This window comes from Sphingopyxis witflariensis, assembly GCF_002205635.1.
Classification (GTDB): Bacteria; Pseudomonadota; Alphaproteobacteria; order Sphingomonadales; family Sphingomonadaceae; genus Sphingopyxis; species Sphingopyxis witflariensis.
Map to the genome: position 1 here is coordinate 150,295 of NZ_NISJ01000009.1, position 26,476 is coordinate 176,770.

The 26,476-nt window shown below is 66.4% G+C and carries 30 protein-coding genes; 13 read left to right on the plus strand and 17 right to left on the minus strand.

Annotated elements, in window-relative coordinates; genetic code table 11:
• Window positions 1-44: 44 nt before the first annotated feature.
• Both CDQ91_RS15860 and CDQ91_RS15865 read left to right on the plus strand, forming a co-directional pair.
• Complete coding sequence (locus CDQ91_RS15860; RefSeq protein ID WP_088473691.1) at window positions 45-659, plus strand: HAD family hydrolase; 615 nt, start codon at window positions 45-47, stop codon at window positions 657-659.
• Complete coding sequence (locus tag CDQ91_RS15865; RefSeq protein ID WP_088473692.1) at window positions 656-997, plus strand: hypothetical protein; 342 nt, start codon at window positions 656-658, stop codon at window positions 995-997. The genes CDQ91_RS15860 and CDQ91_RS15865 overlap by 4 nt, the downstream gene beginning before the upstream one ends.
• A gap of 51 nt (window positions 998-1,048) precedes the next feature.
• On the opposite strand, the gene CDQ91_RS15870 is transcribed toward CDQ91_RS15865, so the two are convergent.
• On the minus strand, window positions 1,049-1,489 hold the full coding sequence (locus CDQ91_RS15870; RefSeq protein ID WP_144036796.1) for a hypothetical protein: 441 nt from the start codon (window positions 1,487-1,489) through the stop codon (window positions 1,049-1,051).
• A gap of 69 nt (window positions 1,490-1,558) precedes the next feature.
• The gene (locus tag CDQ91_RS15875; RefSeq protein ID WP_174688519.1) at window positions 1,559-3,721 is read right to left on the minus strand and encodes a S9 family peptidase; all 2,163 of its coding nucleotides are present in this window, start codon (window positions 3,719-3,721) and stop codon (window positions 1,559-1,561) included.
• An 83-nt stretch (window positions 3,722-3,804) separates the two neighbouring features.
• Between CDQ91_RS15875 and CDQ91_RS15880 the strand changes: the two genes are divergently transcribed.
• The 6 genes from CDQ91_RS15880 (at window position 3,805) to CDQ91_RS15905 (ending at window position 8,832) form a co-directional block, all read left to right on the plus strand.
• Complete coding sequence (locus tag CDQ91_RS15880) at window positions 3,805-5,643, plus strand: aminopeptidase P family protein (protein WP_088473694.1); 1,839 nt, start codon at window positions 3,805-3,807, stop codon at window positions 5,641-5,643.
• 12 nt (window positions 5,644-5,655) lie between these two features.
• Complete coding sequence (locus tag CDQ91_RS15885) at window positions 5,656-6,117, plus strand: acyl-CoA thioesterase (protein WP_088473695.1); 462 nt, start codon at window positions 5,656-5,658, stop codon at window positions 6,115-6,117.
• A gap of 268 nt (window positions 6,118-6,385) precedes the next feature.
• Window positions 6,386-6,862 (plus strand): hypothetical protein, encoded by a 477-nt coding sequence (locus CDQ91_RS15890; protein WP_088473733.1) that lies wholly within the window; start codon window positions 6,386-6,388, stop codon window positions 6,860-6,862.
• Window positions 6,863-6,868: 6 nt separating this feature from the next.
• Entirely contained in the window at window positions 6,869-7,852 is a 984-nt protein-coding gene (gene ribD / locus CDQ91_RS15895) for a bifunctional diaminohydroxyphosphoribosylaminopyrimidine deaminase/5-amino-6-(5-phosphoribosylamino)uracil reductase RibD (protein ID WP_237246014.1), read from the plus strand.
• 9 nt (window positions 7,853-7,861) lie between these two features.
• Entirely contained in the window at window positions 7,862-8,476 is a 615-nt protein-coding gene (locus tag CDQ91_RS15900; protein ID WP_088473696.1) for a riboflavin synthase, read from the plus strand.
• Window positions 8,473-8,832, plus strand: coding sequence for a hypothetical protein (locus CDQ91_RS15905; RefSeq protein WP_144036797.1), 360 nt, complete (start codon window positions 8,473-8,475; stop codon window positions 8,830-8,832). Before CDQ91_RS15900 ends, CDQ91_RS15905 begins: the two co-directional genes overlap by 4 nt.
• Window positions 8,833-8,850: 18 nt before the next feature.
• On the opposite strand, the gene CDQ91_RS15910 is transcribed toward CDQ91_RS15905, so the two are convergent.
• The 6 genes from CDQ91_RS15910 to CDQ91_RS15935 all read right to left on the minus strand — a co-directional run bounded on the left by CDQ91_RS15910 (window position 8,851) and on the right by CDQ91_RS15935 (window position 13,810).
• Window positions 8,851-9,330 carry an MmcB family DNA repair protein gene (locus CDQ91_RS15910; protein WP_088473698.1) on the minus strand — a complete coding sequence of 160 codons (480 nt, stop codon included), beginning with the start codon at window positions 9,328-9,330 and terminating at the stop codon, window positions 8,851-8,853.
• A gap of 119 nt (window positions 9,331-9,449) precedes the next feature.
• The gene (ssb, locus tag CDQ91_RS15915; protein ID WP_088473699.1) at window positions 9,450-10,028 is read right to left on the minus strand and encodes a single-stranded DNA-binding protein; all 579 of its coding nucleotides are present in this window, start codon (window positions 10,026-10,028) and stop codon (window positions 9,450-9,452) included.
• Between the two features lie 31 nt (window positions 10,029-10,059).
• Complete coding sequence (feoB, locus tag CDQ91_RS15920) at window positions 10,060-11,922, minus strand: ferrous iron transporter B (RefSeq protein WP_088473700.1); 1,863 nt, start codon at window positions 11,920-11,922, stop codon at window positions 10,060-10,062.
• Window positions 11,919-12,167: a FeoA family protein gene (locus CDQ91_RS15925; RefSeq protein ID WP_088473701.1), complete on the minus strand. Its 249-nt coding sequence runs from the start codon at window positions 12,165-12,167 to the stop codon at window positions 11,919-11,921. The genes feoB and CDQ91_RS15925 overlap by 4 nt, the downstream gene beginning before the upstream one ends.
• Window positions 12,168-12,224: 57 nt before the next feature.
• Window positions 12,225-12,890 carry a COQ9 family protein gene (locus tag CDQ91_RS15930; protein ID WP_088473702.1) on the minus strand — a complete coding sequence of 222 codons (666 nt, stop codon included), beginning with the start codon at window positions 12,888-12,890 and terminating at the stop codon, window positions 12,225-12,227.
• 5 nt (window positions 12,891-12,895) lie between these two features.
• Window positions 12,896-13,810, minus strand: a complete 915-nt coding sequence (locus CDQ91_RS15935) for a DMT family transporter (protein ID WP_088473703.1) — start codon at window positions 13,808-13,810, stop codon at window positions 12,896-12,898.
• Between the two features lie 113 nt (window positions 13,811-13,923).
• Here CDQ91_RS15935 and CDQ91_RS15940 point away from each other — a divergent pair, with 113 nt between their 5' ends.
• Window positions 13,924-15,009, plus strand: a complete 1,086-nt coding sequence (locus CDQ91_RS15940) for an alkene reductase (protein ID WP_088473704.1) — start codon at window positions 13,924-13,926, stop codon at window positions 15,007-15,009.
• A 155-nt stretch (window positions 15,010-15,164) separates the two neighbouring features.
• Here CDQ91_RS15940 and CDQ91_RS15945 read toward each other — a convergent pair whose 3' ends face one another.
• From CDQ91_RS15945 to CDQ91_RS15960, 4 genes are all read right to left on the minus strand, one after another.
• Window positions 15,165-15,797: a hypothetical protein gene (locus CDQ91_RS15945; protein ID WP_088473705.1), complete on the minus strand. Its 633-nt coding sequence runs from the start codon at window positions 15,795-15,797 to the stop codon at window positions 15,165-15,167.
• Window positions 15,790-16,215: a 6,7-dimethyl-8-ribityllumazine synthase gene (gene ribH, locus CDQ91_RS15950; RefSeq protein ID WP_088473706.1), complete on the minus strand. Its 426-nt coding sequence runs from the start codon at window positions 16,213-16,215 to the stop codon at window positions 15,790-15,792. Before ribH ends, CDQ91_RS15945 begins: the two co-directional genes overlap by 8 nt.
• On the minus strand, window positions 16,215-17,492 hold the full coding sequence (gene ribB / locus CDQ91_RS15955; RefSeq protein WP_088473707.1) for a 3,4-dihydroxy-2-butanone-4-phosphate synthase: 1,278 nt from the start codon (window positions 17,490-17,492) through the stop codon (window positions 16,215-16,217). Before ribB ends, ribH begins: the two co-directional genes overlap by 1 nt.
• 67 nt (window positions 17,493-17,559) lie before the next feature.
• Entirely contained in the window at window positions 17,560-18,186 is a 627-nt protein-coding gene (locus tag CDQ91_RS15960) for an ankyrin repeat domain-containing protein (protein ID WP_088473735.1), read from the minus strand.
• Window positions 18,187-18,270: 84 nt separating this feature from the next.
• Here CDQ91_RS15960 and CDQ91_RS15965 point away from each other — a divergent pair, with 84 nt between their 5' ends.
• The 3 genes from CDQ91_RS15965 to CDQ91_RS15975 are packed head-to-tail and all read left to right on the plus strand — an operon-like array spanning window position 18,271 to window position 20,076.
• On the plus strand, window positions 18,271-18,918 hold the full coding sequence (locus CDQ91_RS15965) for an SCO family protein (RefSeq protein WP_174688516.1): 648 nt from the start codon (window positions 18,271-18,273) through the stop codon (window positions 18,916-18,918).
• The gene (locus tag CDQ91_RS15970) at window positions 18,915-19,364 is read left to right on the plus strand and encodes a YcgN family cysteine cluster protein (protein ID WP_088473708.1); all 450 of its coding nucleotides are present in this window, start codon (window positions 18,915-18,917) and stop codon (window positions 19,362-19,364) included. The genes CDQ91_RS15965 and CDQ91_RS15970 overlap by 4 nt, the downstream gene beginning before the upstream one ends.
• Window positions 19,345-20,076: a M48 family metallopeptidase gene (locus tag CDQ91_RS15975; protein ID WP_237246015.1), complete on the plus strand. Its 732-nt coding sequence runs from the start codon at window positions 19,345-19,347 to the stop codon at window positions 20,074-20,076. Before CDQ91_RS15970 ends, CDQ91_RS15975 begins: the two co-directional genes overlap by 20 nt.
• Before the next feature lie 3 nt (window positions 20,077-20,079).
• Here CDQ91_RS15975 and CDQ91_RS15980 read toward each other — a convergent pair whose 3' ends face one another.
• The 5 genes from CDQ91_RS15980 to CDQ91_RS16000 all read right to left on the minus strand — a co-directional run bounded on the left by CDQ91_RS15980 (window position 20,080) and on the right by CDQ91_RS16000 (window position 25,723).
• Entirely contained in the window at window positions 20,080-22,272 is a 2,193-nt protein-coding gene (locus tag CDQ91_RS15980; RefSeq protein WP_174688517.1) for a transglycosylase domain-containing protein, read from the minus strand.
• Between the two features lie 73 nt (window positions 22,273-22,345).
• Entirely contained in the window at window positions 22,346-22,747 is a 402-nt protein-coding gene (gene msrB, locus CDQ91_RS15985; RefSeq protein ID WP_088473710.1) for a peptide-methionine (R)-S-oxide reductase MsrB, read from the minus strand.
• A 78-nt stretch (window positions 22,748-22,825) separates the two neighbouring features.
• Complete coding sequence (locus CDQ91_RS15990) at window positions 22,826-23,926, minus strand: NAD(P)/FAD-dependent oxidoreductase (protein WP_088473711.1); 1,101 nt, start codon at window positions 23,924-23,926, stop codon at window positions 22,826-22,828.
• A complete protein-coding gene (locus CDQ91_RS15995) occupies window positions 23,923-24,636 on the minus strand; it encodes a methyltransferase domain-containing protein (protein ID WP_237246016.1) in 714 nt (237 codons plus the stop codon). Before CDQ91_RS15995 ends, CDQ91_RS15990 begins: the two co-directional genes overlap by 4 nt.
• 4 nt (window positions 24,637-24,640) lie before the next feature.
• Window positions 24,641-25,723, minus strand: a complete 1,083-nt coding sequence (locus CDQ91_RS16000) for a type III polyketide synthase (RefSeq protein WP_088473712.1) — start codon at window positions 25,721-25,723, stop codon at window positions 24,641-24,643.
• Between the two features lie 95 nt (window positions 25,724-25,818).
• Here CDQ91_RS16000 and CDQ91_RS16005 point away from each other — a divergent pair, with 95 nt between their 5' ends.
• The gene (locus CDQ91_RS16005) at window positions 25,819-26,334 is read left to right on the plus strand and encodes a DUF4402 domain-containing protein (RefSeq protein ID WP_237246017.1); all 516 of its coding nucleotides are present in this window, start codon (window positions 25,819-25,821) and stop codon (window positions 26,332-26,334) included.
• Window positions 26,335-26,476: the final 142 nt, after the last annotated feature.

Consider the following 26,476-nt stretch of genomic DNA (forward strand, 5'->3'; position numbering starts at 1 on the left):
CCGTCGGATGCTTCCGGCGGCGCTTTCGCGTGCGTGGAGTCCCTATGATCAGCCGCAGCGTGATCTTCGATGTCGGCCGTGTCCTCTTCGACTGGGACCTGCGCTTTCTCTTTTCCAAGCTGATTGCCGATTCGGACGAGTTGGAAGCATTTGTGACGCATGTCGTCACGCCCCAATGGCATTTCCAGCACGACGCCGGGCGCCCGCTTGCCGAGATGCTGCCCGAGCGCAAAGCCGAATTTCCGCAGCACGGCGCGTTGATTGACGCCTATGCGACGCGGTTCAACGAAACCATCCCCGGCCCGGTCCCCGGCAGCCTTGAGCTGGTCGAGCGACTCGACGCGGCGGGCGTTGCCTTGTTCGCGATCACCAATTTCGGGCATGAATTTTGGGAGGGCTTTCGCCCGACCCAGCCGATCTTTGACCGCTTTCAGGATATCATTGTCTCGGGCACCGAGAAGATGATGAAGCCCGACCCCGCCATCTACCGCCTCGCGATCGAACGATTCGGCATCGACCCTGCGGGCGCGCTGTTCATCGACGATGTCGCGGCGAATGTCGCGGGCGCCGAATCACAGGGCATTGGTGGGCACCAGTTCCGCGATGCGGCGACGCTGGAGCGCGAACTGGTCGCGCGCGGATATTTGGTGGCGGGATGAGCCGGGCCGATCGCCTCGAGCGCCTCGACGGCCGCCGTGAAGAGCTGGAAGCCGAGTATCGGCTCGCTCTGCTCGATGCCTTGCGCAAGACCGCGGCTGGCTCGTGGGGGCTGTTCGGGCACACGAAGGACCGCGCGATGCAGGCCAAATGGGCGCCGGTCGTCACCGATTTGTGCGACCGCGGCGCGGAAATCGACCAGTTGCGCGACCAGCTCGGCCTCGAGCCCTTTGCGCTGCACGAAGATTTTGAGGCGTCGCGCGGGCCGGTCCGGTCGAACGCTCCGGGTGAGCCCAAGCAGGCCAAGGCGTGGCTGGAGCAGCTCGGCGAGGATATTTAGCCGAGCCCCGGCGCTGCAAGCGGCTTCGGCCGTGCGCGCTTGTGATGCTGCCTAGGCGAGCGAATCGAGGTCCTGCATGACCTTTTCCGGATCGGTTTCATGCGCCAGAATCGGAAGATTGGCGCCATATTCCAATGTCATCAGGGGTCTATATCGCTCATAGCTATAGATGAGCGTTCCGCTGTGCTGCCGGTTGTCGGCCGGCGAGACATATTCGAATGATATTTTCATATCGCCCTTTACCGTCCGGTCGCGATAGGCGGGGTGGCTTGCCTGCAACTTTTCGGCCTTGTCGCAAGGGAGGCTCTCACTCGTCATGGTCGTTTTGGAAAGCAGGCCGTCCTCCTCCGCATAGAGGTAGCATATGGCCTCGACGCCGGTCGCCGCCGCCATCACCGGCGTATAATTTATCGCCCGATTGAGCGCCGCCATTGAGAGGCTGATGAGCGGGACCGCCAGAAGGGCTGTAAAAAGCCAGGTTCGAAATGACATGCTAACCCCCGTTCGATGGAACGGAGGCTAGCTGTCAGTGGTTAGATTTTCGTGAATGGAACCCGGGGCTTACTTCTCCACCCCCAGTTGTGTCAGCACGAAGGCAAACTCCTCGGCATCCTCGCGCAAGGCGCTCCAGCGGCCCGATTTCCCGGCGTGGCCCGCGCCCATATTGGTGCGCAGCAGCAGCGTCGCGTCGTTGGTGCGGGTGGCGCGGAGCTTGGCGACCCATTTGGCGGGTTCCCAATAGGTGACGCGTGGGTCGTTGAGCCCGGCCGACACCAGCATCGGCGGATAGGCTTTTGCGGTGACATTGTCGTAGGGGCTGTACGACAGCATATAGTCGAACGCCGCCTTGTCGGTGACCGGATTGCCCCATTCGGGCCATTCGCCCGGGGTCAGCGGCAGCGTTTCGTCGACCATCGTGTTGATGACGTCGACGAAGGGCACGCCTGCGAGCACCGCGCCCCATAGTTCGGGGGCTTCGTTATAGACCGCGCCCATCACCTGTCCGCCGGCCGAGCGACCCTCGATCGCAATCTTGCCCGCGCTGGTATATTTCTGCGCGATCAGGCCTTTGGCGACGTCGACGAAATCGTTGAAGCTGTTTTTGCGCTGGGTGGTCTTGCCCGCGAGATACCAGGCGCGGCCGAGGTCGTCGCCGCCACGGACATGCGCGATCGCATAGATCATCCCGCGATCGACGAGGCTGAGCCGCGTCGTCGAGAAGCCCGGCGGGACGCGGTAGCCGTAGCTGCCATAGACATAAAGGTGCATCGGCGCGCTGCCGTCGCGCGGGGTGCCCTTTTTATAGACGAGCGAGGTCGGAACCATCGTCCCGTCGCGGGCTTCGATATTTACCAGTTCGGTTACATATTGCGAGGCGTCATAACCCGAAGGGATTTCCTGCACCTTCAGCGTTTCGAGCTTTCCGGTTGCGATATCATAATCATAGACGGTGTCGGGGGTGACCATCGATTCATAGTCGAGGCGGAGCTTGTCCTGATGATATTCGGGATTGTCGCCGAGCCCCGCGACATAAGTCGCCTCGGGGAACGGGATCCGGCCTGCGGTCAGCGGCGCGTTATAGTGGCGCAGATCGACCTGATCGAGACCGTTTTCGCGCGTTTCGAGGACGAAATAGTCGCGGAAGATCGCGAGGCCGGTGATGTAGGTCGAATCGGAGCCGGGGATCAGCGTCGTCCACGCATCGGGCTTGGCGAGGCTGGCAGTTGCGACGCGGAAATTGGCGTGATCGTCGTTGGTGTGGATGTAGAGCGTCTTCTCGCGGACATCGACGCTATATTCGCGGCCTTTCTGGCGCGGCGACACCATGACGGGTTTAGCGAGCGGATTGTCGGCGGGGAGCAGGCGCACCTCGCTCGTTTCATTGTCGCCGGTCGCAATGACGATCCATTTGTCGTCGGCGGTCTTGCCGATCCCGACCCCGAAACCGATGTCGGGTTCCTGGTAGAGCAATTTGTCGTCGCTGAGCGGGGTGCCGAGGACGTGCAGCCGCGCATTGTCGGTGCGCCAATTCTCGTTCGCGAGGCCATAGAGGATCGCATCATTGCCCGCGGTCCACACCAGCGACGACAAAGTGCCGGGGATGACATCGGGCAGCATCGCGCCGGTTTCGAGGTCGCGCACGCGCACCTCGAAGCGTTCGGAGCCATTGTCGTCGAACGAATAGGCCATCAGCTTGCCGTTCGGGCTGATCGACAGTTCGGACAGGCGGAAATATTCCTTGTCCTTTGCCATCGCGACCTCGTCGAGGATCAGGACGGCGTCACCGCCGGCGGCGGGCCTCCGATACCATTTCTTATATTCGGCGCCCTCTTCATATTCGACCCAATAGATCCAGTCGCCGTCCTTCTGCGGCACGCTCGAATCGGCTTCCTTGATCCGGCCCTTCATCTCCTGAAACAGCGTTTCCACCAGCGCGGCGTGCGGCTTCATGGCCGCGTCGAAATAGGCGTTTTCGGCTTTCACATAGTCGAGGACATCCTTGTCATCGATCACCGGATAGCTTTCGTCGCGCAGCCAGTGCCAGGGATCGGAAAGTGTCTTGCCGTGCAGGGTCGTCTGATGCGGGCGCTGCTCGGCAACCGGTGCGGCGGGCTGCGCGGGGGTCGTGCTGGTCAATATGGGGTCTTTCTCTTTGGCAGATAGCGCGGGGGCAGAGAGGGCAGGCGATGCGACAAGCGGGGTGGCAATTGCCGCCCAAAACATCCAAATAGTGCGCATCACAAAATATTCCCGCAGCATCGCCCATATGGGCGGGTTCGCCGCGATGTAGGAACAAGGAAGCGCATATGTCTACCCCCCGGTCCAGCGCCGTCCACGCCGAACGCCTCGCCCGCCTGCGCGCCGAGCTGAAGGCGCTGGGTCTCGACGGTTTCGTCGTGCCGATCAGCGACGAGCATATGAGCGAATATGTCGGCGAATATGCGCAGCGCATGGCGTGGCTGACCGGCTTTGGCGGGTCGGCGGGGACCGCGGCGGTGCTGCCCGAAAAGGCGGCGGTGTTTATCGACGGGCGCTATACGGTGCAGGTCCGCGATCAGGTCGACGGCTCGCTGTTCGACTATGTCGGCGTGCCGCAGTCGAGCGTCGCCGAATGGCTGGGGACGAACGTCGGCGCCGGGCAGAAGATCGGCTTCGACCCATGGCTGCATGGCATCGACTGGGCGCGCGGGCTTGGCCATGCGCTGAAGGCGAAGGGCGCGCAGCTGGTCGCGGTCGATGCCAATCCGCTCGACGCGGCGTGGGACGACCAGCCGGCGCCGAGCGACGCGCCGGTCGCCGTTCATGACGCCAGGCTCGCCGGTCAAAGCGCGGTCGACAAGCGCGCGGGGATCGCCGACTGGCTGAGGGCGAAGGGGCTCGACACGACGGTGATGACCGCGCTCGATTCGCTTGCATGGACCTTCAACATCCGCGGGTCGGACGTCAGCCACACGCCGGTGGGGCTGGCCTTTGCCTTGCTCCACGCCGATGCGACCGCCGATCTGTTCATCGCGCCCGAAAAAATCACCGACGCGGTGCGCGCGCATCTGGGCAATAGCGTCCGCATCCATGATCGTAGTGCGTTTGAGGCCGCGCTGGCGGGCCTCAAGGACAAGAAGGTTGCGGTCGATCCCGACCGTGCGGTCGCAGCGATCTTTACTGCGCTGGAAGCCGCGGGTGCCAAGATCGAACGCCACCGCGATCCCGCGGTGCTGCCCAAGGCGATCAAGAATGACGTCGAATTAAATGGCACGCGCGCGGCGCATGTCCGCGACGGTGTCGCGGTGTCGCGCTTTTTGCAGTGGATGGAAAAGGTTGCGCCGCAGGGCGGGCTCAACGAACTGGGCGCGGCGGCGAAGCTGCGCGAGTTCCGCGAGGAAGGCGGCGGACTCGTCGATCTGAGCTTCGACACCATTTCGGCCGCAGGGCCGAACGGCGCGCTGCCGCATTATAAGGTCGACGAGACCACCAACCGCGCGATCGAGACCGGCACGCTCTATCTGGTCGATTCGGGCGGGCAATATGCCGACGGCACCACCGACATCACGCGCACAATCGCGATCGGCGCGCCGACCGCCGAAATGCGCCGCCGCTTCACGCAGGTTTTGAAGGGCCATATCGCGCTGGCGATGGCGCGCTTTCCCAAGGGGACGCGCGGCAGCCAGCTCGACATTCTCGCGCGCCAATATCTGTGGGCCGACGGGGTCGATTATGCCCATGGCACCGGGCATGGCGTCGGCGCCTATCTGGCGGTCCATGAAGGGCCGCAGCGCATCGCCAAGCCGGCGGGCGGACAGGCGGGCACCGAGGAAGCGCTGCATGCGGGGATGATCCTGTCGAACGAGCCCGGCTATTATAAGGCGGGGGCATTCGGCATCCGGATCGAGAATCTGGTGATCGTGGTGCCGATGAAGATCGACGGCGCCGAGGAAGATATGCTGGGGTTCGAGACGATCACCTTCGCGCCGATTGCGCAGAATCTGATCGAAGGCGCGCTGCTGTCGCCCGCCGAGGCCGACTGGCTCGACGCCTATCATGCCCAGGTGCTCGAAAAGCTGGGTCCGGGGATGGAGGGGGCCGACCGCGACTGGCTCACCGCCGCCTGCGCGCCGGTCGACCGCGCGCCCGCCGCGCTTGCGGCCTGAGGCGCGCTGAACATGGACCGCGCCAACTGGGATGTGCCGCTAGAGGATTTCCGCGTTCATGAGACGGTGCGGGTGCGCTTCAACGAGATCGACGGGCAGAATATCGTCTTCAACGCCCATTATCTGGCCTATGCCGATATCGGGGTGACCGAATATTTTCGTGCGCTGGGCGAGGGGCAGCCCGGCGCCTTCTTTCACCAATATGGTACAGATATTCGCGAAGCGCATTGCGAAATCGATTATCATGGCCCGGCGCGGCTCGATGAGCTGATCACCATCGCGGCGCGGATCAGCCGTTTCGAGCGCGATAGCTTCACGCTGCATTGCGGGATATTTCGCGGCGAAGAGCGGCTGACCGATATCGAGATCAGCTATGCCCACCTCGACCTCGACAGCGGCGGCGCGACTGCGTTGCCGGGCAGCTTCATCGCCGAAGTGCGGCGATTCGAAAAAACCCTGCCGATTCAGGCATAAATCGCCGCTTTCGGCGGGGGAAGCGATCTGCTCGCTGTATTCGCCGAGGGCGAAAAAAAAGGGCCGCCCCGAAGGGCGGCCCGTAAAAGTTTTGGGAGAGGATGCCTAAAAGGCAAGTGTCTTATTGCAGCGCACCATAAATTGTGCAACTGCGAAATGAACATCTGTAGTTGCAAAATTTGCAATCGTTTCGCAAACCGCAATCATCTGCTGCAATCTTCTGCCCCTCGCAAAATGACGCGACATCGCCTAAATTGGGGCGATGAAGATGATGAGCACTGTCGATGTCACGGGCGGCCTGTCCGATTTCTGGGACTATATCCGTCAGCCGCGCCCGCACCGCTGGGCGGTCTGGGGCGTCGCGGTGGCGCTGCCGATCTTCATTTTCTATGGCTTTTCCAAATATCTGATCCCGCACGAAGAGCCCAAGCGGCAGATTATCTATTTCGAAAACTGGACCCAGGATCGCAGCGTCGAGGAAATTCGCGCCGACTGGGTTGCGCGCGCGAAGGCGACGACGCTCCACAATGCAGAGAAGCGCGCCGAATATCAGCGGCTGGCCGACATGATGGGGGTCGAATATGATTCGGCCGAGGCCGACCAGGTGACGCGCGAGACGCTGGGCGACGAGGCCGCGCTGGCGGCGAAGAAAAAGCCCGAACCGCCGAAGCGCTCGACGATCGCCGAACGCGCCGCGCGCGGGGCGCAAGCCGCCCCGGCCGCGACACCGGCGACCGACCGCTAAGCCCGGATGCAACGCCCGCCCGCCGACACCGACTGGATGGCCGTCGCCATCGCGTTGTCGGAGCGTGGCCGCCCGGCATCGGCACCCAATCCCAATGTTGGTTGCGTGATAATTTCCGAAGGCCGTGTCGTCGGGCGCGGCTGGACCCAGAACGGCGGCCGCCCGCATGCCGAGGCGATGGCGCTCGCCGCCGCAGACGATGCAGCGCGGGGGGCGACCGCCTATGTCAGCCTTGAACCCTGCGCCCACGCCAGCCCGCGTGGAAACTGCTGCACCGACGCGCTGATCGCGGCGGGCATCGCGCGCGTCGTCGTCGCGGTGCAGGACCCGGACCCGCGGACCAATGGCGCAGGCATCGCGCGGCTGCGCGCCGCCGGGCTTGAAGTGATCGAAGGTGTGCTGGCCGCTGACGCACGCGCGGCGATGGCGCCCTGGTGGTCGCGCGCCACGCGTGGGCGGGCGTTTGTGACGCTGAAGCTCGCAACCTCGCTTGATGGCTGCATCGCGCTCGCCGACGGGACGAGCCGCTGGATCACCGGTGACCGTGCGCGGGCGCATGGTCATCTGGAGCGAGCGCGGCATCAGGCGATTCTCGTCGGGCGGGGGACGCTCGATGCCGACGCGCCAAAGCTCGATGTGCGGCTGGCGGGCCTGGAACAGCGCAGCCCGCAGCGATTGCTCCTCACGCGAGGCGCGGCGCCCGAAGGCTGGACCGCCGTGGCATCCCCCGAATCGCTCGATTCGCTGGTCGGTGTCGATTCGGTGCTGGTCGAGGGCGGCGCCGGCGCGGCGTCGGCTTTCCTAGCCGCCGACCGCGCCGACCGCCTGCTCCTCTATCGCGCGCCGATCCTGATTGGCGGCGGCCGTCCCGCGCTTGGCGACATGGGTTTGACCGATCTGGCCGACGCGCACGGGCGCTGGCGCCGCACCGACAGCCGCCAGCTTGGCAGCGACCAGCTCGACGTCTACGAGCGGGTCAGAGAAGGATAAGCACCCCATATGTTCACCGGCATCATCACCGACATTGGCACCATCCGCAGCCGCGAGGATCGCGGCGACACGCGGCTGATCATCGGCACCGTCTATGACACGGGCACGATCGACCTTGGCGCGTCGATCGCCTGTTCGGGCGCGTGCCTGACCGTCGTCGACAAGGGCGCCGACGAGGCCGGTCCCTGGTTCGCGATCGATGCGAGCGCCGAAACGCTGGCCTGCACCGCGCCGGGCATGTGGGATGCGGGCCGCCGCCTCAACCTCGAACGCGCGCTGAAGGTCGGCGACGAGTTGGGCGGACATATCGTCACGGGTCATGTCGATGCGGTGGGCAAGGTCGTGTCGGTCGTCCCGGTCGGCGACAGCGTCACCGTCACCATCGCCGCGCCCGCGACGCTGGCGGCGCATATCGCGCCCAAGGGCTCGATCACCGTCGACGGCGTCTCGCTGACGGTCAACGACGTGACCGACCAGCCAAGCGGCGAGGCGCATTTCACGCTCAACATCATCCCGCACACGCAGGCGATGACGACCCTCGACGAGGCGGCGGCGGGGCGCCCGGTCAATCTGGAGATTGATATTCTCGCGCGTTATCTCGCGCGGATGCAGGCGCGGGGATGATGGCAGGGGACGCCCCCCGCCTGCCACTTGGGTGGGTGCGCTATGCGGCATGGATATGCGTTGTCGTCGCGGTAGCGGCTTTCTATTCCCCGCGCCGCGATTTCGACCTGCTGTCCGCCGCTTCGATCGCCGCGCTGATTCTCTTTGCTATTGCGCTTCCGCATGTCGAGAAGACCCCGCGCCCGCTGAAAAACTATCTGCGCGCCGGACTTGGGGTGGCTGCGCTCGCACTGGTTCTGATCGCGATGCCATTGCTGATGGGCGCCGAGCTATGGCTCGGCCTGATCCTCTGGGCGGGACTTTCAACTGCGCTGCTCGCGTGGGTATATTTTTACGAGCGCACCGAACCGCGCTGACCGCGCCTAGCCCTCGTTTTACCCTAGCCCCAATTCCGGGTCGGCCGCGAGCATCGACCGCCGCATCGCCAGCCGTCCGATCCGCAGCAATTCGGCCTTGCGCCGCGGCGGGGCGAGGTCGCAGCTCGCGGCTTCGCGCACCACCGCCGCGCCATAGCGGTCGGCGATGATCAGTCCCGATGTTTCGGGGCGGTAATCGGGAGTTTCGAGGATTGCGGGGTCGAGCCCCGATGCGAGCGCCCAGTAAAAATGGTCGCACCAGTCGCAATAGTCGGGCCATTTGCCGTCGCCGTGCAGGTCGGCGCGGCTGACCTTGATTTCGACGATCGTAATCCGGCCCTTGGCATCGATCGCGGTGAGATCGGTGCGGCGCCCGTTGGGGAGCGGCACTTCGGGGATGGCGACCAGCCCTTGCTGCACGAACAACCGGCACACGCCGCGCGCGACATCGGCGGCGGTGATTCCCGTCTCGGCGCCGACGCCAGCTAGTCCAGCCACAGTCTCACCCCAAACCGCTCGCCCTGAGCCTGTCAAAGGGCCGTTCTTCCTTCCCGCAACGTAGAAGACAAGTACGGCGCTTCGACAGGCTCAGCGCAAGCGGGCGTTTGGATTTATGCTCAGAACGGAACGTCGTCGTCGAGATCGTCGTCGAAGGGCGGCCGGCCACCGCCGCCACCGCTCGCGCCGCCGCCAAAGCCGCCGCCGCTCGAAGCGCCGCCGCCCGACGAAGCGCCGCCGCCCTGGTTCCAGCCGCCGCCCGAGCCACCGCCCGATGCGCCGCCGCTCCAGTCATCGCCGCCGCCGCTGCCGCCGCCGCGCGAACCGCCGCCGCCGCCGCCGCCGGGGGCGCCGTCGAGCATGGTCAGCGTGCCGCCCATGCCCGCGATCACGATCTCGGTCGTATATTTGTCGTTACCGTCGCGGTCCTGCCATTTGCGGGTGCGAAGCGAGCCTTCGATATAGACTTTGCTACCCTTTTTCAGAAAGCGTTCGACGACCCCGACCAGCCCTTCGCCATTGATGACGACCTGGTGCCATTCGGTGCGCTCCTTGCGCTCGCCGGTCATCCGGTCCTTCCACTGTTCGGACGTCGCGATGCGGAGATTCGCGATCTTGCCGCCGTTCTGGAAGGACTTGATTTCGGGATCGGCGCCCAGGTTGCCGATCAAAATTACCTTGTTGACGCTGCCAGCCATCGCCGCTCCGCTCCGCTATTGAGATGGGGGATCAGCCAAGGCCAAAGGCGACGGCTGTCCAGTAAGTGATACCAGCAGCGGCATAGGCCAGCGCGAACAAATAGCCAACCATGAACATGGGCCATTTCCACCCATTGGTCTCGCGCCGGGTGATCGCGATCGTCGAAATGCACTGCGGGGCAAAGACGAACCAGGCGAGGAAAGCGAGCGCGGTGGCAATGCTCCATTTGCCCTGGAGGCGGTCGCCGAGCGATTGCGCCATCGCTTCCTCGTCATCGCCCGCGTCGATCGCATTGGCCGTCGCCATCGCCGACACCGCGACCTCGCGCGCCGCCATGGCGGGGATCAGCGCGAGCGCTATGTCGTGGTTGAAACCGATGGGTTTGACGACGACTTCCAGCCCGCTCGCGATGCGGCCGGCGATGCTATATTCGACCTGGCTTTCGCCCTCGGGTGCCTGCGGGAAGGTGAGCAGCAACCACAGGACGACGGTGGTCATCGCGATGATCGTTCCGGCGCGGCGCAGGAAGATCCAGGCGCGCTGCCACAGGCCGATCGCAATGTCGCGCAGCCGCGGCATCTGGTATCGCGGCATTTCCATCATGAAGCCCGCCGCGGCGCCCTTGGCCACGGTGCGGCGCAGGACGACGGCGACGAGGAGCGCGCCGACGATCCCCGACAGATAGAGGCCGAAGAGCACCAGCCCTTGCAGCCCGACCGGCGATCCGCCGACGGTCTGGTTGGGGATGAAGGCGGCGATGATCAGCGCATAGACCGGAAGTCGCGCCGAACAGGTCATCAGCGGCGCAATCAGGATCGTCGTCAGCCGGTCCTTTTCATCGGGGATCGCGCGCGTCGCCATGATGCCGGGGACCGCGCAGGCGAAGCTCGACAACAGCGGGATGAAGCCGCGCCCTGACAGGCCGACCTTGCCCATCAGCCCGTCCATCAGGAAGGCGGCGCGGGTCATATAGCCCGACGCCTCGAGCAGCAGGATGAAGAGGAAGAGGATCAGAATCTGCGGCAGGAAGACGACGACCGCGCCGACGCCCGCGAGCAGGCCTTCGACGACCAGCCCGCGCAGGAAATTGTCGGGGAAGGTCGCGACCACCCATTGCTGGATCACGCCGATCCCGCCCTCGAGGAAGTCCGCGGGGGCCTCGGCGGCGGCATAGACCGCCTGGAACATGATGAACATCAGCGCGAGCAGGATGACGAGCCCGGCGACCGGATGCAGCACGATATTGTCGACGCGCTGGGTCCAGCGCCGCACCGGCGTTTCCTGGAGGATCGCCGCGCGTGCCAGCGTGCGGGCGCGTGCGTGCAGCGATTCGTCATTGGCTTCGGCGGGCGCGGCGGCGCCGCGCACCGGATGCGCCAGGATCGCGGCATCGACCGCGGCGAGCAGCTCGGTCAGGCCGCGCTTGCGCACTGCGACGGTCGGCACGACGGGCACGCCGAGTTCCTTCGACAGGCGTGCGGCGTCGAGGGTCAAGCCATCGCGCTCGGCAAGGTCGACCATGTTGAGTGCGATGACGGTCGGCAGATCGAGTGCGAGCAGTTCGAGCGCGAAACACAGATGATTGTCGAGGTTCGCGGCGTCGACCACGACGACCAGCGCATCGGGGCGCTTCTCGCCCTCGCGCTGGCCGAGGATGACGTCGCGCGTCACCGCCTCGTCGAGGCTCGACGGGGTCAGGCTGTAGGTACCGGGAAGGTCGATCAGCGAGATCGGCCGGCCGTCGGCGAAGCTGGAATGCCCCGCCTTCCGCTCGACGGTGACGCCGGGATAATTGGCGATCTTTTGCCGCGCACCGGTCAGTGCGTTGAACAGGCTCGACTTGCCGGCATTGGGATTGCCGACGAGCGCGATCGAGGGGATGGCGCCGGTCATGCTGTCGGTTCCACTTCGATGACTGCGGCCTGGCGTGCGCGGATGATCACTTTCATGCGTCCGATGGTCAGCGCGAGCGGATCGCGCGAGAAAATGCTGCCGCGATGCAGCGGGGTGACTTCGCACCCTTCCATCAGGCCGAATTCGCGCAGGCGCCGTCCTTCGTCGTGCGACATGGCATCCCAATTAATGCGGGCGATCCGCACCGCGACGCCCAGCGGCGCCTTATCAAGCAAAGCAGTCATTTGCGAGCGATTATCAATAACAGCGGGGGAGCGCCAGCCCTGCTTTGTAATTTATGATTACCGTCCGGGATAGCGCAGCCGCCCGATGAAGCGCGCGAGGCTGGGACGTTCGATGCTGCGCGACGCGCGGCGATGCTTCCAGCTTTCGAAGCGCATCACCGCGTCGATGCGGCGCGCGAGGAAGGCGCGGGTGTCGGCGAAATTCTCGCTCTCGTCATTCAGGAACACCGCCATCGTCGAGGCGTAGACGGTGCCGAGGATCGCGCGTTTGCTGTAATGATTATAGTCGGTTGCGGTGTCGCCGGCGAGCCGCCACATCAGGTCGGCGGCGCGCCAGCCGAGCTTGGCGGCGTGCGGCGCGTTGGTCGGCAGCGCAAGCAGGGCGAGCGCGCGGCGCAGCGATTCGCGGCTGTTCGCGAGCAGGTCGATCCGCGTTTCGACCAACGTCAGGATACGCTGGCGGATCTTGAGTTCGGCGAGTTTTTCGGCGGGACAGCGTTCGGCCATCGCGGCGTCAATGTCCGCGAACCAGGCATCGACCATATCGCGGCCGCCACCGGGAAAGGCGAGCCGCGCGACATCGGCGTCGATTCGCAGCCGCCCGGCGGCATCCTCAAGCGCCGCGGTGCCGAAGCCGTCGAAGGCGGCGCCCGCCGCAATCAGCGGCGCCAGCGCGGCGCGGATTTCGTCGAGGGTCGGGTCGGCGGGAAGGATCGAAGCCATGCGTGTCAGATAGGCTGTGCGCGGCGGCTCGGCAACCGAATCAACACCAGCGCCGCGCCGACCATCATCCCGCCGAAAATGTCGATCGGCCCGAGCAGTTCGCCGAACGCCCACCAGCCGGCGAGCGCTGCGACCGCAGGCTGGACGAGCAGGGTCAGCCCGACGACCAGCGGTGAGAAGCGCGGCAGCGCCCAGATCAGCAGCCCCTGACCGATAATCTGGCTGGTGATGGCGAGCATGATGATCGGCGTCCAGTTGTGCGGCATCACGACTTCGCCGAGGACGAGCGCGGTTCCGAGCAAGAGCGGGACGCAGGCGGCCGACGACAGGCTGAGCGCGGTCCATGGCCCCAGCGTGCCGCGCACGCGCTGCATCATCAGGACATAGCCGGTGTAAAGGAGGCCCGCGAGCAGGCTGAGCAGGTCGCCGGCCAGATAGGCGGGCGACAATTCATAGCTTTGCCCCATCAGGATCGCCGATCCTGCGAACGCCAATATGATGGCGATAGCCTGCCAGCCGCGCGGCCATTGGCGCATCTGGACGATGCCCCAGATCACGAGCAGCAGGCTGGTGCAATTGCCGAACAGGGTCGCATTGGCGACCTTGGTCTGGAGGATGCCGAGGTGCCAGGCCATCAGGTCGAGCGCGAAGAAGAGGCCCGCGCCGACGGCGACAAGGATCGAACCGCGTGGCGGTGCGCGCCCGCCGCTTTCGCGCCAGGCGAAAAAGGCCAGCACCGGCAGCGCGAGCGCCATGCGCCAGAAGGCCGACGCGATCGGGCCGGTGTCTGCCAGCCGCACGAAAACTGCTCCCACCGCCAGCGCGACATTGCCGCCAAGCAAAGCGGCAAAGGCCCAGCGACTCGCACCGGTCGATGGCGCGACGCCCACAGCGTCAAAGCCCTGATCCTTGGTCGTCATATAGATTTTCTTTTGCTACCCACTGTTGCCCCGGGGGTGGAGCGTCCATAGCTTTGGGGCACATAGCGGCGCCCGTTCGGGACGTCGCGGGGAAAGTCTCCTATGGAGTTACTATGACGATATCACTGTTCGATCCGATTTCGCTGGGCGCCATCGCGGCGCCGAACCGCATCATCATGGCCCCGCTGACGCGCGGCCGCGCCGGGCCGGGCTTTGTCCCCAATGAACTGGCGCGTGAATATTATCGCCAGCGCGCCTCGGCGGGGCTGATCATTTCGGAAGCCACCGGCATTTCGCAGGAAGGGCTCGGCTGGCCTTCGGCGCCGGGTCTGTGGACCGATGCGCAGGTCGAGGGCTGGAAGCCGGTGACCGAGGCGGTACACGGCGCCGGCGGGCGCATCGTCGCGCAGCTCTGGCACATGGGCCGTGTCGTCCATTCGGTGTTCAACGATGGCAAGCCGCCGGTGTCGGCATCAGCGACGCAGGCGCCCGGCAAGGCGCACACCCCGGCGGGCCGGTTCGAATATGAAGTGGCGCGGCCGCTGAACCTCGATGAAATTCCGCGCGTGATCGGCGATTATGTCAAAGCCGCCGAAAATGCGAAACGCGCCGGGTTCGACGGGGTGCAGCTCCACGGCGCCAACGGCTATCTGATCGACCAGTTTCTGCGCGACGGCAGCAATTTGCGCGACGATGATTATGGGGGCTCGGTCGAAAACCGGATTCGCCTGCTCCGCGAAGTCACCGAAGCGCTGATCGGGGTGTGGGGCAAGGATCGCGTGTCGGTCCGCCTGTCGCCCAATGGCGAGACGCAGGGTGTCGACGACAGCGCGCCCGAGAAACTGTTCCCGGTCGCGGCCGCGGCGCTCGATGCGCTGGGCATCGGCTTCCTCGAGCTGCGCGAACCCGGCCCCGACGGCACTTTCGGCAAAACCGATGTGCCCAAGCAGTCGCCGGCGATCCGTCAGGCGTTCAAGGGGCCGCTGATCCTCAACAGCGACTATGACGTCGCGCAGGCCGAAGCGGCGCTTGCCAGCGGGCTCGCCGATGCGATCGCCTTTGGCCGTCCGTTCATCGGCAATCCCGATCTGGTCGAGCGGATCAAGCATGGGGCTGAATGGGCCGCCGACAATCCGCAGACCTGGTATGCGCCGGGGCCAGTCGGCTACACCGACTATCCGGCTTTGGTTGAGGCGTAAGCCGGTCTCTATCCTCCCCGTCGCAAAGCGATGGGGAGGGGGACCGCGCCCGGAGGGCGTGGTGGAGGGGCTGCAACGCTAGCGCCAAAGCCCCTCCGTCAGCGCTTCGCGCTGCCACCTCCCCATGGCTTCGCCACAGGGAGGATTGGTTTGGGCTAGCCCTTCTCGGCCAGCGCCTTGTCGACGAAGCTCGCGCCGATCGGCCCCAATATCTTGCCGCCGAACTGGAACAGCAGGAACGCACCGACGAAGAGCAGCAGCGGTTCGATCACCAGCGCCACGACCGCGGCGATCAGCGCGACGATGAAGAGGGTCATAAAGCCGCTGCTCAGCTTTGCCTGCCCTTTGGGCCCCAGCTCGATCGTGCGCGGACCCTTGGCGTCCCACCATTTTCCAGTGACGATCGTCTTGCGCGCGCCGCCGGTTTGCGGTGCCGGGCGGCGGGGCGTTCGCGCGGGGGCGGGTTCGGATTTCAGGGCTGGCCGGTCGGTCGGCGACTGGCTCCACGGTTGTTTTCCGGGCCTTGCCGGCGTGGCCACTGGCGTAGCCTTTTGTTGTGTCGGTGCCCGCCGCGCGCTCAGCCCCGATTCGCTGCGCGCTGCGGCGGACATGTCGGCTGCCGCGGCGGGCTTGGCGGGCCGGATGGGCTCGACGCCCGATTTGCGATCATGAACGGCCATGCGTTCGGCCGCCGTTGGCGGGGTCTGGCCGGTCTGTTTGTCGATCACCACCAGCCGCCCGCCGCGCTCGACGACGGAAAAACGGCTGGGGGGTGGGCGATCAACCAATGCCGAATTGTTCCTTCAGGGCCAGCATGGCGAGCGCGGCCTTCGCCGCTTCGCCGCCCTTATCCTTGCGCGTCTTGTCGGCGCGCGCAAGCGCCTGTTCTTCATCCTCGACGGTGAGGATGCCGTTCCCGATGGCCAGCCCGTCGAGGGTCAGCGCCATGATGCCGCGCGCACTTTCGTTCGACACGACTTCGAAATGATAGGTTTCGCCGCGAATGACGACGCCGAGTGCGACATAGGCGCTGTAACGCTCGCTTTCGGCGGCGAGCGCGATGGCGGCGGGAAGCTCAAGCGCGCCGGGGACGGTCACCGTCTCATGGCTATGCCCCTCGGCCTCGAGCGCGCTGCGCACGCCGTCGAGCAGCATGTCGTTGAGGTGAGAATAGAAGCGGGCTTCCGCGATCAGGACATGTGCCATTATTCGGCCTCCCCGGGGATGGAGCGTTCGCCGACGACCGACAGGCCATAGCCTTCCAGCCCGACGATATTGGTGTGCGACGGGGTCAGCAGTTCCATCGCATGGACGCCGAGGTCGGCGAGAATCTGTGCGCCGATGCCATAGGTGCGAAGGTCCATGCCGCCCGACGGCGGGGGGACGGCTTCGGCCGCGGCGGAGCCCGGCAGCGGCCGCATCAGCATCACGATGACGCCGGCACCGGCTTCGCCGACGGCCTCCATCGAGCGTTGCAGGCGGCGCTTCTTCGGACCGGGCTGGCCCATGATGTCGTCAAAGATCGACACCGGATGCATACGGACCAGGGTGACGCCGGCGGGGTCGACCGCGCCCTTTTGCAGTACCAGATTGACGGTGCCGTCGATCTTGTTGCGATAGGATTTCAGCCGCCATTCGCCGCCATAATCCGACTCGAACGGCTCGTCCGACACGCATTCGACCAGCCGGTCGTTGCGGTGGCGATAGGCGATCAGGTCGGCGATGGTGCCGATCTTCAGCCCGTGGCGCCGCGCGAAGGGGACGAGGTCGTCGAGCCGCGCCATCGTCCCGTCGTCGTTCATGATCTCGCAGATCACCCCCGACGGGTTGAGCCCGGCGAGCCGACTGATGTCGACCGCCGCCTCGGTATGACCCGCACGAACGAGGACGCCGCCGTCGCGCGCGATCAGGGGGAAAATGTGACCGGGGGTGACGATGTCGTCGCGGGTCTTGCCGCCGTCGATCGCGACCGACACGGTGCGCGCGCGGTCGCCCGCCGAAATGCCGGTGGTGACGCCTTCGCGTGCCTCGATCGAGGTGGTGAAGGCGGTTTCGTGCCGCGTGCCATTGTTGCGGCTCATCAATTCGAGCCCCAATTCCTCTACGCGGTGCCGGGTCAGCGTCAGGCAGACGAGGCCGCGGCCGTGGGTGACCATGAAATTGATCGCGTCGGGGGTCGCCATCTGTGCCGGGATGACCAGATCGCCCTCATTTTCGCGATCCTCGTCATCGACGAGGATGAACATCCGGCCGTTGCGCGCTTCGGCGATAATTTCTTCGGGGGTGGCCATCGGCGACAGGTCGCTGCCGTGCGCGAGCCAGTTTTCCAGCTTGCGCAGCGTGTCGGCGGTGGGGTTCCAGCCGGGCGATTCCAGATCGCGCAGGCTGTTGGCGTGAAGGCCCGCTGCACGCGCCAGGCCGGAACGGGACATGGTCCCGTCGTCGACGATGGCACGGATACGGTCGATGAGCTGTGTGGACATGCGACTCATGTCTCACACTGTAATGTGATTGTCAATCAGGATATCACATTGCGCGATTGGGGCCCGATCAATTGGGTCCGAACGTCGGTCCGAAATCGCGCGTCGGCGCCGCGTCGGCCTTGGCATCGAGCAGCGCGATCAGCTGTCCGGTGCGGTCGTCGCGCTTGGCATAGTCGCGCGCCGACATGCCGGCGATATGGTCGGCCCTGTCGGGATTGGCGCCGCTGCGGACGAGCAGGCGGACCATCGCGGCGTTCTTCGACTGGACCGCGAGGATCAGCGCGGTTTCGCCGCGCCGGTTGGTCTGGTCGACGGGCGGTTTGCGGTCGAGCAAATCCTGGGCGCCGTCGGCGAAATTGAGCAGCGCGGCGTGCATCAGCGGGGTCATGCCCTGGCGGTCGCCGATCGCCGGGTCGGCGCCCTTGCTGATCAGGAAGCGCAGCCAGCTGATGTCGCGCCGCTTGGTGACGATGATCAGCGCGGTCTCGCCATTTTCGGGGTGGCGCGTGTTGACCAGCGTCTCATCATCCTTCAGCGCGTCGGTCGCCTTGGTCCCGTCGCGATTCTCGACCGCCTGCAAAAAGGCATAGCCGCCGCGGAACTGCGCCTGCGCGGGGACGACGCTTCCGGCACCCGCCGCCATCGCGATGGCGAGAAGGAAGGAGGCGAGGCGAATTTCAGCGCGTCGAAACATAGTCGGGCGATCCTGGAGCATGTGCGCCGCGATCGGCGACGACAAAGGTTGATTTTCGGCGGCCAGCCGACCAAGGCTGGCCGCATGATGAATATCGCAATTATGGGGCAAAAGCTCGCCCGTTCAAGCCTGCTGCTGATTCTTGGTGTGGCGCTCACCGGTTGCAACGGCCCCGCGGCGACCCCGACCGATGCCCGCCCGCCGCTGGAAGGCGCGCGGATTGGCGGTCCGTTCACCCTGACCGACCAAAATGGCAAGAGCGTCAGCGACACGGATTTCGCGGGCCAATATCGCCTCATTTATTTCGGCTACAGCTTTTGCCCCGACATCTGCCCGGTGGATCTGCAGAAATTGATGCGCGGGCTGGCGCAGTTCGAAAAGGAAGATGCGGCGCGCGGCGCCAAGGTCACGCCGCTGTTCATCACCGTCGATCCGGCGCGCGATACGCCTGCGGCGCTGAAGCCCTTCGTCGCCCGCTATCATCCGCGCCTGCTTGGCCTGACCGGCACCCCCGAACAAATCGCCGCGGCGGCGAAGGCCTATGTCGTGACCTATCACAAGGTCGATGGGTCGGCGCCCGACCGTTATTTGATGGCGCATAGCCAACTCGCCTTTTTGATGAGCCCCGATGGCACGCCAATCGCGCTGCTGCCGCTCGACGATCCGTCGACCGAAAAAGATGAGGGCGCGCCCGCCGCGGTCGCCGCCGAGTTGGCGAAGTGGGTGAAATGACGCCCGGCCGGGCGAGCGAGCGCCCCTTTTGGGAAGCGCCGCTCGCCAGCCTCGACGCCGGCGAGTGGGAAGCGCTGTGCGACGGCTGCGGCAAATGCTGCCTGCACAAGATCGAGGATGAGGACACGGGCCGCATCTATCCGACCAATGTCGCCTGCCGCCTGCTCGACCTCACCACCGCGCGTTGCGGCGATTACAAGCATCGCCGCCGCCACGTCCCCGACTGCCTGACGCTGACCAAGTCGAAGGTCTATGACATCGAATGGCTGCCGCAAAGCTGCGCCTATCGCCTGCGCGCCGAGGATCGCCCACTTCCCGACTGGCATTATCTGGTGTGTGGCGACCGCGAGGCGGTGCACCGCGCCGGCGAATCGATCGTCGGCTGGACGGTCAGCGAGGATGTCGCCGGCCCGCTCGAGAATCATCTTGTCGAACGCATCGTCTGACTTCGCGCCCGATGGCCCGCATATCCGGGTCGGCGACGATCCGTGGCCGGTGCGGCTGGTCCATCACGCCCAGTCGCGGCGCTATCGGCTGGTCTTCGATTCGGCGCGCGGCGAGCTTCGGCTGACCCTGCCGCGCCGCGCCAGCGCCGCGCGCGCACTCAAATGGGCGGCCGAGCAACAGGAGTGGCTGGTCGAACAGGTCGGGAAGGCCGCCGTCCCGGTGATCGTCGGCCCCGGCGCGGCGGTGCCGCTGTTCGGGATCGACCGCCATATCGAATGGACGCCGTCGGCGCCGCGCACCGTCCGGCTGAGCGACGATCGCCTGTCGCTCGGCGGTCCGGCCGAAACGATCGGGCGGCGCATCGAGCGCTGGCTGAAGGCACAGGCGCTCGAACTGATGGAGCGCGAGAGCCGCGAGATTGCGGCGGCGGCGGGGCTGACCCTCGGGCGCGTCGGGATCGGCGATCCGCGCAGTCGGTGGGGCAGCTGCACCGCGACCGGCGACCTGCGCTATAGCTGGCGGCTGGTGATGGCGCCCGCGCACGTCCGCCGCGCGACCGTCGCGCACGAGGTCGCGCATCTGCGCCACATGGACCATGGCCCCGACTTTCACGCGCTGGTCGATGAATTGCACGACGGCGATGTCGCCGCAGCGCGGGGCTGGCTGCGCCGCGAGGGGCGCGGCCTGCACCGCTATCGCTTCGCGGCCTGATCCCTAATCATTATCGCCTTGCGGCGTCCTTTGGGCCGGCGCTCTTACTGCTGGCGGCGCAACGATCTTGGGCCCGGAAGGCGCCTTGGTCTGTCCGCCATTGTCGCCCTGCGCGCGGCGGCCGGTCTGTTCCTCGATCCATTGCTGGTTGAGCACCGGGCCGTCGTCGGGCGTTTCGGACGGCGGCGGCGGGGCGGCGGGGTCGGCGTCGGGAACCGGAGCGGTCGCAGGCAGCTCGATCGGCATGCCATTTTCATCGACCAGTGCGCCATCCTCGGGCGCGCCGAAATAGGCGTCGCCTTCTTCTTCCAGCTGCCATTCGGGCAATTTGACCTCGGTATCAAAGGCTTCGACCGGGCGGCGGGCGACTGCGACGCGCATATAATCGGCAAAGGCCTTCGCCGGGGCGCGGCCGCCCTGCAGCCCGCCGACGGGCTTCGCATCGTCGCGGCCCATCCAGACGCCGGTGGTGATGCCGCTCGAAAAGCCGAGGAACCAGCCATCCTTGTTGCTCGATGTCGTACCGGTCTTGCCCGCGACGGGGCGACCGATCTGTGCCGCCCTGCCGGTGCCGGTGGCCACGGCGGTCTGGAGCAGGTCGGTGATCCCTGCGGCGACCCAGCTATCGACCAGAACCTGTCCGCCTGTCGCGGGACGCTGATAGAGCAGGCCGCCGTCGGCGGTCGTGACCTTGGTGATGCCATAGGGTTGCACCGACACGCCCTTGCGCGACACGGCGGCAAAGGCGGCGGTCATGTCGATCACCCGCGTCTCGGCGCTGCCCAGCACCATCGACGGCTGGGTGTTGATCGGGGTGGTGATGCCGAAGCGGCGCGCCATATTGGCGACCGAGGAAAAACCGACCTCGTCGCCGAGCTTCGCCGCGACGGTGTTGACCGAATAGGCGAACGCCGTGCGCAGGCTGATCGCGCCGGAAAAACGTCCCGACGAGTTGCGTGGGCTCCAGCCATTGATCGTCACCGGTTCGTCGACGACCTGATCATCGACCTTATGCCCCGCCTCGAGTGCAGCCATATAGACGAATAATTTCCATGCCGAGCCCGGCTGGCGCAGCGCCTGTGTCGCGCGATTATAGTTGGAAGTGACATAGTCGGTGCCGCCGACCATCGCGCGCACCGCGCCGTCGCGGTCGAGCGAGACGAGCGCGCCCTGCACGCCCTTTGGCGTATTGGCCTGGATCGAGGCGGTCGCCGCGCGCTGCATACCCAGGTCGATCGTTGTGTAGACGTCGAGCGCTTCGGCGCCCTCGTCGATCAGCATGTCGAGCTGCGGCAGCGCCCAGTCGGTGAAATAGCGCGCGCTATTCTGGCCGGTTTCCTTGGCGAGCTGAACATTGGCGGGTTCGGCGCTGTCGGCCTGCGCGCGGGTGATCACCCCGGCATCGACCATCACGTCGAGCACGACGCCGGCGCGGCCGAGCGCGGCCTGCGCATCGGCGGTCGGTGAATAGCGCGAGGGTGCCTTGACCAGCCCGGCGACGACGGCGGCTTCGGACAGCGACATCTGGGTCGCGCTATGGCCGAAGAAGCTGTTCGACGCGGCGTCGATGCCATAGCTGCCGCCGCCGAAATAGACCTTGTTCAGATAAAGCTCGAGCAGTTCGTCCTTCGAGAATTTCCATTCGAGCGCCATCGCCAGCACGGCCTCGCGCAGCTTGCGCGTCCAGGTATAGCTGTTCGACAGGAAGATGTTGCGCGCGAGCTGCTGGGTGATCGTCGATGCGCCCTGCATGCGCCGTCCGCTGCCATAATTTTGGGCGGCGACCGCAGCGGCCCGGGCCATGCCGACGGGGTCGACCCCTGGATGATAACGGAAACGCCGGTCCTCGACCGCGACCATCGCATCCTGCATCACCTGCGGGGTTTCGCTCAGGCTCAGCCAGCGGCCGTAATTGGGGCCGAGCGACAGGAATACCGTGCCGTCGGCGGCGCGGAGGCGGATCGTCTGCCCGGCGGGCGATTTCTTGAGCTCTTCGAAGCTCGGCATGCGCTGCACGGCGATGCCGACCGCGATACCCAGCGCGATCAGGCCGACGATGGCGAGGCCGATGCCCCAGCGGAAGAGCCGCCGGAACCAGACGCGCCAGCGCGAGGGCGTGGCCGAACCCGGCGATCCCCGTCCTTTACCCGATGATGGCGATTTTCCCGACGATGCTTGCTGTCGTTCGCGGCGCAAAGCCCGTATTCCTTACCTTAAGGGACTGGCCCTGATTGCGCCCCTGATGCGTCAACCCCGCGAAAGCCGTGGTTCAGCCTTCGCCCGTCTTCGCCTCTTCCGGTGCGCGCCCCTCGAAGTCAAGCGCCGCGCTGTTGATGCAATAGCGCAGCCCCGTCGGCCCGGGGCCATCGGGGAAGACATGGCCGAGGTGGCCTTCGCATGAAGCACAGCGCACTTCGGTGCGGACCATGCCGTGGCTGCTGTCGGTCAGTTCGGCGACCGCGGCATCGGCGGCGGGGGCGGTATAGCTCGGCCAGCCCGATCCGCTGTCATATTTGGTGCGGCTGTCGAACAGGGGTGCGCCGCATCCGGCGCAGCGATACATGCCGTCGCCCTTGTGATCGGTATATTTGCCGGTGAAGGCGCGCTCGGTGCCGCCTTCGCGCAGCACATGATGCGCCATCGGGTCGAGATCGGTCTTGGGTTCGGTCATGCGGATAGCTCCTGGGGGGAGGGTGATATGTTGCGCCCAATATCGGACCGAAACCAGCTTGCCGCAAGGGGGCGCGGCTCAGCCGCCCCGGATGCGCGTGGCTTCCGAAACCCAGCGCACCAGCGCGGGCAGGCGCGCCGAAGCTGACGTCACGACGCCAGCGGTCAGCGGATTTTCGCCCGCGCGCCAGACCAGATTGGCGATGGCGAAGGGGCGCCGCATCCGCGCCGCGAGCCGATGCTGAAAATCGGGCGCGGCGTCTGCGCCCTTGTGGCGCCATGCCGTCACCGCGGCCTCGGCGCTCGCGAGCGCCAGCCCCATTCCCTCGCCCGCGAGACTCGGGATCACCCCCGCCTGATCGCCCAGCCGGAACAGGCCGCGCGTCGTATCGTGGGCGCGCCAGCCATAGGGGACATGGCCGATCGCATCGATATTCGGTCCCCAATCGGCATGCGCGAGCCGTTCGCCGAGCATGGGGTGCGCGTCGCCGAGTGCGCGCAGCAGCGCGGCAGGCTGGCCGCCCGTCGCATCGAGCCGCGATTTGTGGACCGCGAGGCACAGGTTCGCGCTGCCGCCTTCCTGCCGCACGAGCCCCGCATAGCCGTGGTCGAACAGGTGAAGCTCGACCGCATCGCCGACCAGCCGGTCGAGCGCGGCGCCCGGTGGCAGGCGCAGCCGCAATCCCATCACCGGATCGCGCTGTTGCCATGCCGCCGGCTCGCGCGGAAATCCCCGAAAGCCATGCTTGCCGGCGGCGAGAAACAGCGAAGACGCGGACAGGGTGGCGCCGTCGCGCGTTTGCACCGCGCCGCTTTCGATCGCCGTCGCATGGACCCCGCGCTCCAGCCCCGCCCCTGCTGCGACGGCGGCCGCCTGCAATAGGGTGTCGAGCCGATGACGCGATATCGCCATCGCGGCTTTGGGCAGGGCGGTTTCGCTCCGCCGTTTTCCCGCGAAGAGCCGCACCGACCGGATCATCTGCCCGCCGAGGGTGTCGGGCGCGATCCCCAGCGCCTCGATCCGCGCGAGCGACTGCCAGCTCAGGAACCCGCCGCACAGCGCATCGCCGGTTTCGCGCGCGCGTTCGAGCAGCACTATCTTCGCCCCGGCCCGCGCGAGGCCGATCGCCGCGGCCGCCCCGGCGGGACCGGCGCCAACGACGATCGCGTCGGGTTTCACCGGATGCGCTCGACGCACAGCCGATAAGGAAAGCTGCGAAAGATGCGGACCGCCCCGGCGCTTTCGGGCAGCGCATCGGCCAGCATCGCCTGCCATTCGGCGCGGCGGAAACTGCGCCCCACCGAAAGCTGCCCGTCGCGGCGGACGATCGGATCGACCAGCGCGAGCGTTGCCAGCAGCGGATATCCGGCGAAGGGCAGGCGCTGGCGATGCAGGTCGTTAATCAGCCAGCCGCGCGCGCTCTCCGCCTCCATGAAGCGCAGAAAAGTAGTGCGTTCGGCGGCGCTCATATGATGGGTGACGAGGCTGGAGAGGATGATGTCCCACCCCTGCCCTGCCAGATCCCGATAATCGCCGGTGACCAGCCGCGCTCGCTCGCCCAGCCGCGCCTCGGCGATGGGCGCGCTTTTGGGGTTGAGGTCGACGCCGACCAGATCGAGCGCGACCCCGCGCCGGTCGCCCCAGCGCGCGATCCGTGCGAGCATGTCGCCGCTGCCGAAACCGACGTCGAGGATGCGCCACGGCCGGTCGCCGATACCGCGCGCGCGCACCCGGTCCAGAAAGCCCAGCGTCGGCCGCGCCGCCAGCGTCAGCGCGTTGATCCGCGACAGGTCGGCGAGGACGCGCGCGTAGCGCGCGGGCGCCAGCTCGGCGGCGTCCATTTCCTCCTCGGCCGCGATCGGCACGCGAAGGCTGGCGAAGGGGTTCATGTTCCTATGTTGCCTGGGGGGCGGTGAAGCGGATCGCTTCGGCGGCGAGGCCGGGGCCGAATGCGATTGCGACGCCGTCGCCCGCCGCGCCGCGCGCCATCATGTCGGCGAGCACGAACAGGATGGTTGCCGACGACATATTGCCGAAGCGCGCGAGCACCGCGCGGCTGTCGGCGAGCGCGTGCGGGGGAAGCTCCAGCGCATGTTCGACCGCGTCGAGCACCGATCGGCCGCCGGCGTGGACCGCGAGCAAAGGCGGCGGATCGCCCGCGCCGAACAATTGTTCGCGCACCGCGGGGAGGCTCAGCGCCTCGCGCAGCCGGCCGGGAACCTCGCCCGACAGCTGCATCGCAAAGCCGCTGTCGCCAATGTCCCAGCGGATGAGGTCGGCGCTGTCCTCAAGCGCGAGGCTGGCGCCGACGCCCAGCGCGAAGCCCTGCGCGTCGGCGGAGACGATCGCCGCCGCCGCGCCGTCGCTGAATTGCAGCATCATCAACAGCGGTTCGGCCTCGTCGGCGTGCGCGAGATGTAAGGTCGACAGTTCGACGCTCACCACCAGCACGACTGCGCCCGGCTCCGACCGCACGATATGCCGCGCGGTGCGCAGCGCGGTGACCCCGGCGTAACAGCCCATGAAGCCGATCAGCACGCGCTCGACCGTAGGCGACAGGCCCAGCCGCTTCGCCACTATCTGATCGATTCCGGGGGCGACGAAGCCGGTGCAGCTTGCCACGACGATATGGGTGATGCGCGCGGGATCGAAGGCGTCGCCGAGCGCGGCGATCGCCGCCATGACGAGATTGGGGGCCTCTTCGGCATAGGCGGCCATCCGCGCCGAGGTCGGGGGCAGGTCGGGATCGCCATAAAAACCGCCCGGCGCGATCAGCGATCCGCCGCCGGGTGCCGGGGGCAGCACCGACCAGCGATGCTCGATCCCCGATCGTGCCGCCATACGGGCAAAGATCGCGCGCATCCGCTCGTCGGCGATGCGCGGCGCGGCCCAGTCGATGAAGCTTTGGTGGATGTCGTGCCCGGGCACCGCGGTGGCGAGGGCGTTCAGCCAGGCGGCGGGTGGCTTGATGGTCATGCTACACCTTGGCTCAAAAGGGGGGGGGCGGGCCAGTCGATAAGCGCTTCGCGTGCTTTACGGTGGATTAACCATGGTGATGCTAAGGAGAGGGGGTGAAACTGCGCCTTTTCCTTGGTCTTGGCCTGCTCCTCGCCTGTCCTGCGACGGCGGTCGCGCAGTGCCAGCTCTGCGCGCAGGACGCGGCGGGCGGCGCGGCGGCGACTCGCAAAAGCGAAACCCCGCTGCGCGTCGATATCGAAACCCAGCTCGACTTCAGCCGCGTCGCGGTTGGCGCGATGGGCGGTGCGGTCGAACTCGACCCCGCATCGGGCGCGCGGCGGCTCAGCGGCGCCATCGTCGATCTTGGCGGTTTTCCGGTGACCGGCGTCGTCACCGTGCGCGGCGAACCCGGCGCCGAGGTCCGCGTGATCCTGCCCGCGACGGTAGACCTCGAAGGCGACCATGGCCGCAGCGCGCGCGTCACCGGTCTTGTCACCAACCTCGCTCCCGCCCCGCGGCTCGGCGCGGACGGGCGGCTCCAGTTCCGCTTCGGCGGCCGGCTCCAGATCGCGGGGATAGACGACGGCGACTATCGTGGCCGGATTCCGGTGACGGTGGAGTATCAATAGGGTCGGGTTGGTGGTTGTCCGCTTTGGGGTGATGGGGTGGACGCCCCCCGGCGGCATCGATGTGCCATAGTGGAGGTGTTGTCACACCACTAGAGGAGGCGTCCGTGTCGGAAGTTAGCATAATCGGTCTGGATATCGCGAA

Coding starts and splice junctions, on each gene's coding strand:
- msrB (WP_088473710.1), bottom strand. CDS start 22,747: ATGACCGAACCCAAGACCGATCTCGACCCGATGGCGCATCATGTGCTG.
- CDQ91_RS15865 (WP_088473692.1), top strand. CDS start 656: ATGAGCCGGGCCGATCGCCTCGAGCGCCTCGACGGCCGCCGTGAAGAG.
- ribB (WP_088473707.1), bottom strand. CDS start 17,492: ATGTCCACACAGCTCATCGACCGTATCCGTGCCATCGTCGACGACGGG.
- CDQ91_RS15870 (WP_144036796.1), bottom strand. CDS start 1,489: ATGTCATTTCGAACCTGGCTTTTTACAGCCCTTCTGGCGGTCCCGCTC.
- CDQ91_RS15960 (WP_088473735.1), bottom strand. CDS start 18,186: ATGTTTCGACGCGCTGAAATTCGCCTCGCCTCCTTCCTTCTCGCCATC.
- CDQ91_RS15970 (WP_088473708.1), top strand. CDS start 18,915: ATGACGCCCGGCCGGGCGAGCGAGCGCCCCTTTTGGGAAGCGCCGCTC.
- ribH (WP_088473706.1), bottom strand. CDS start 16,215: ATGGCACATGTCCTGATCGCGGAAGCCCGCTTCTATTCTCACCTCAAC.
- CDQ91_RS15925 (WP_088473701.1), bottom strand. CDS start 12,167: ATGACTGCTTTGCTTGATAAGGCGCCGCTGGGCGTCGCGGTGCGGATC.
- CDQ91_RS15930 (WP_088473702.1), bottom strand. CDS start 12,890: ATGGCTTCGATCCTTCCCGCCGACCCGACCCTCGACGAAATCCGCGCC.
- CDQ91_RS15900 (WP_088473696.1), top strand. CDS start 7,862: ATGTTCACCGGCATCATCACCGACATTGGCACCATCCGCAGCCGCGAG.
- CDQ91_RS15890 (WP_088473733.1), top strand. CDS start 6,386: ATGATGAGCACTGTCGATGTCACGGGCGGCCTGTCCGATTTCTGGGAC.
- CDQ91_RS15875 (WP_174688519.1), bottom strand. CDS start 3,721: ATGTTTTGGGCGGCAATTGCCACCCCGCTTGTCGCATCGCCTGCCCTC.
- CDQ91_RS15860 (WP_088473691.1), top strand. CDS start 45: ATGATCAGCCGCAGCGTGATCTTCGATGTCGGCCGTGTCCTCTTCGAC.
- CDQ91_RS15880 (WP_088473694.1), top strand. CDS start 3,805: ATGTCTACCCCCCGGTCCAGCGCCGTCCACGCCGAACGCCTCGCCCGC.
- feoB (WP_088473700.1), bottom strand. CDS start 11,922: ATGACCGGCGCCATCCCCTCGATCGCGCTCGTCGGCAATCCCAATGCC.
- CDQ91_RS15965 (WP_174688516.1), top strand. CDS start 18,271: ATGATGAATATCGCAATTATGGGGCAAAAGCTCGCCCGTTCAAGCCTG.
- ssb (WP_088473699.1), bottom strand. CDS start 10,028: ATGGCTGGCAGCGTCAACAAGGTAATTTTGATCGGCAACCTGGGCGCC.
- CDQ91_RS15940 (WP_088473704.1), top strand. CDS start 13,924: ATGACGATATCACTGTTCGATCCGATTTCGCTGGGCGCCATCGCGGCG.
- CDQ91_RS15935 (WP_088473703.1), bottom strand. CDS start 13,810: ATGACGACCAAGGATCAGGGCTTTGACGCTGTGGGCGTCGCGCCATCG.
- CDQ91_RS15905 (WP_144036797.1), top strand. CDS start 8,473: ATGATGGCAGGGGACGCCCCCCGCCTGCCACTTGGGTGGGTGCGCTAT.
- CDQ91_RS16000 (WP_088473712.1), bottom strand. CDS start 25,723: ATGACCATCAAGCCACCCGCCGCCTGGCTGAACGCCCTCGCCACCGCG.
- CDQ91_RS15995 (WP_237246016.1), bottom strand. CDS start 24,636: ATGAACCCCTTCGCCAGCCTTCGCGTGCCGATCGCGGCCGAGGAGGAA.
- ribD (WP_237246014.1), top strand. CDS start 6,869: ATGCAACGCCCGCCCGCCGACACCGACTGGATGGCCGTCGCCATCGCG.
- CDQ91_RS15885 (WP_088473695.1), top strand. CDS start 5,656: ATGGACCGCGCCAACTGGGATGTGCCGCTAGAGGATTTCCGCGTTCAT.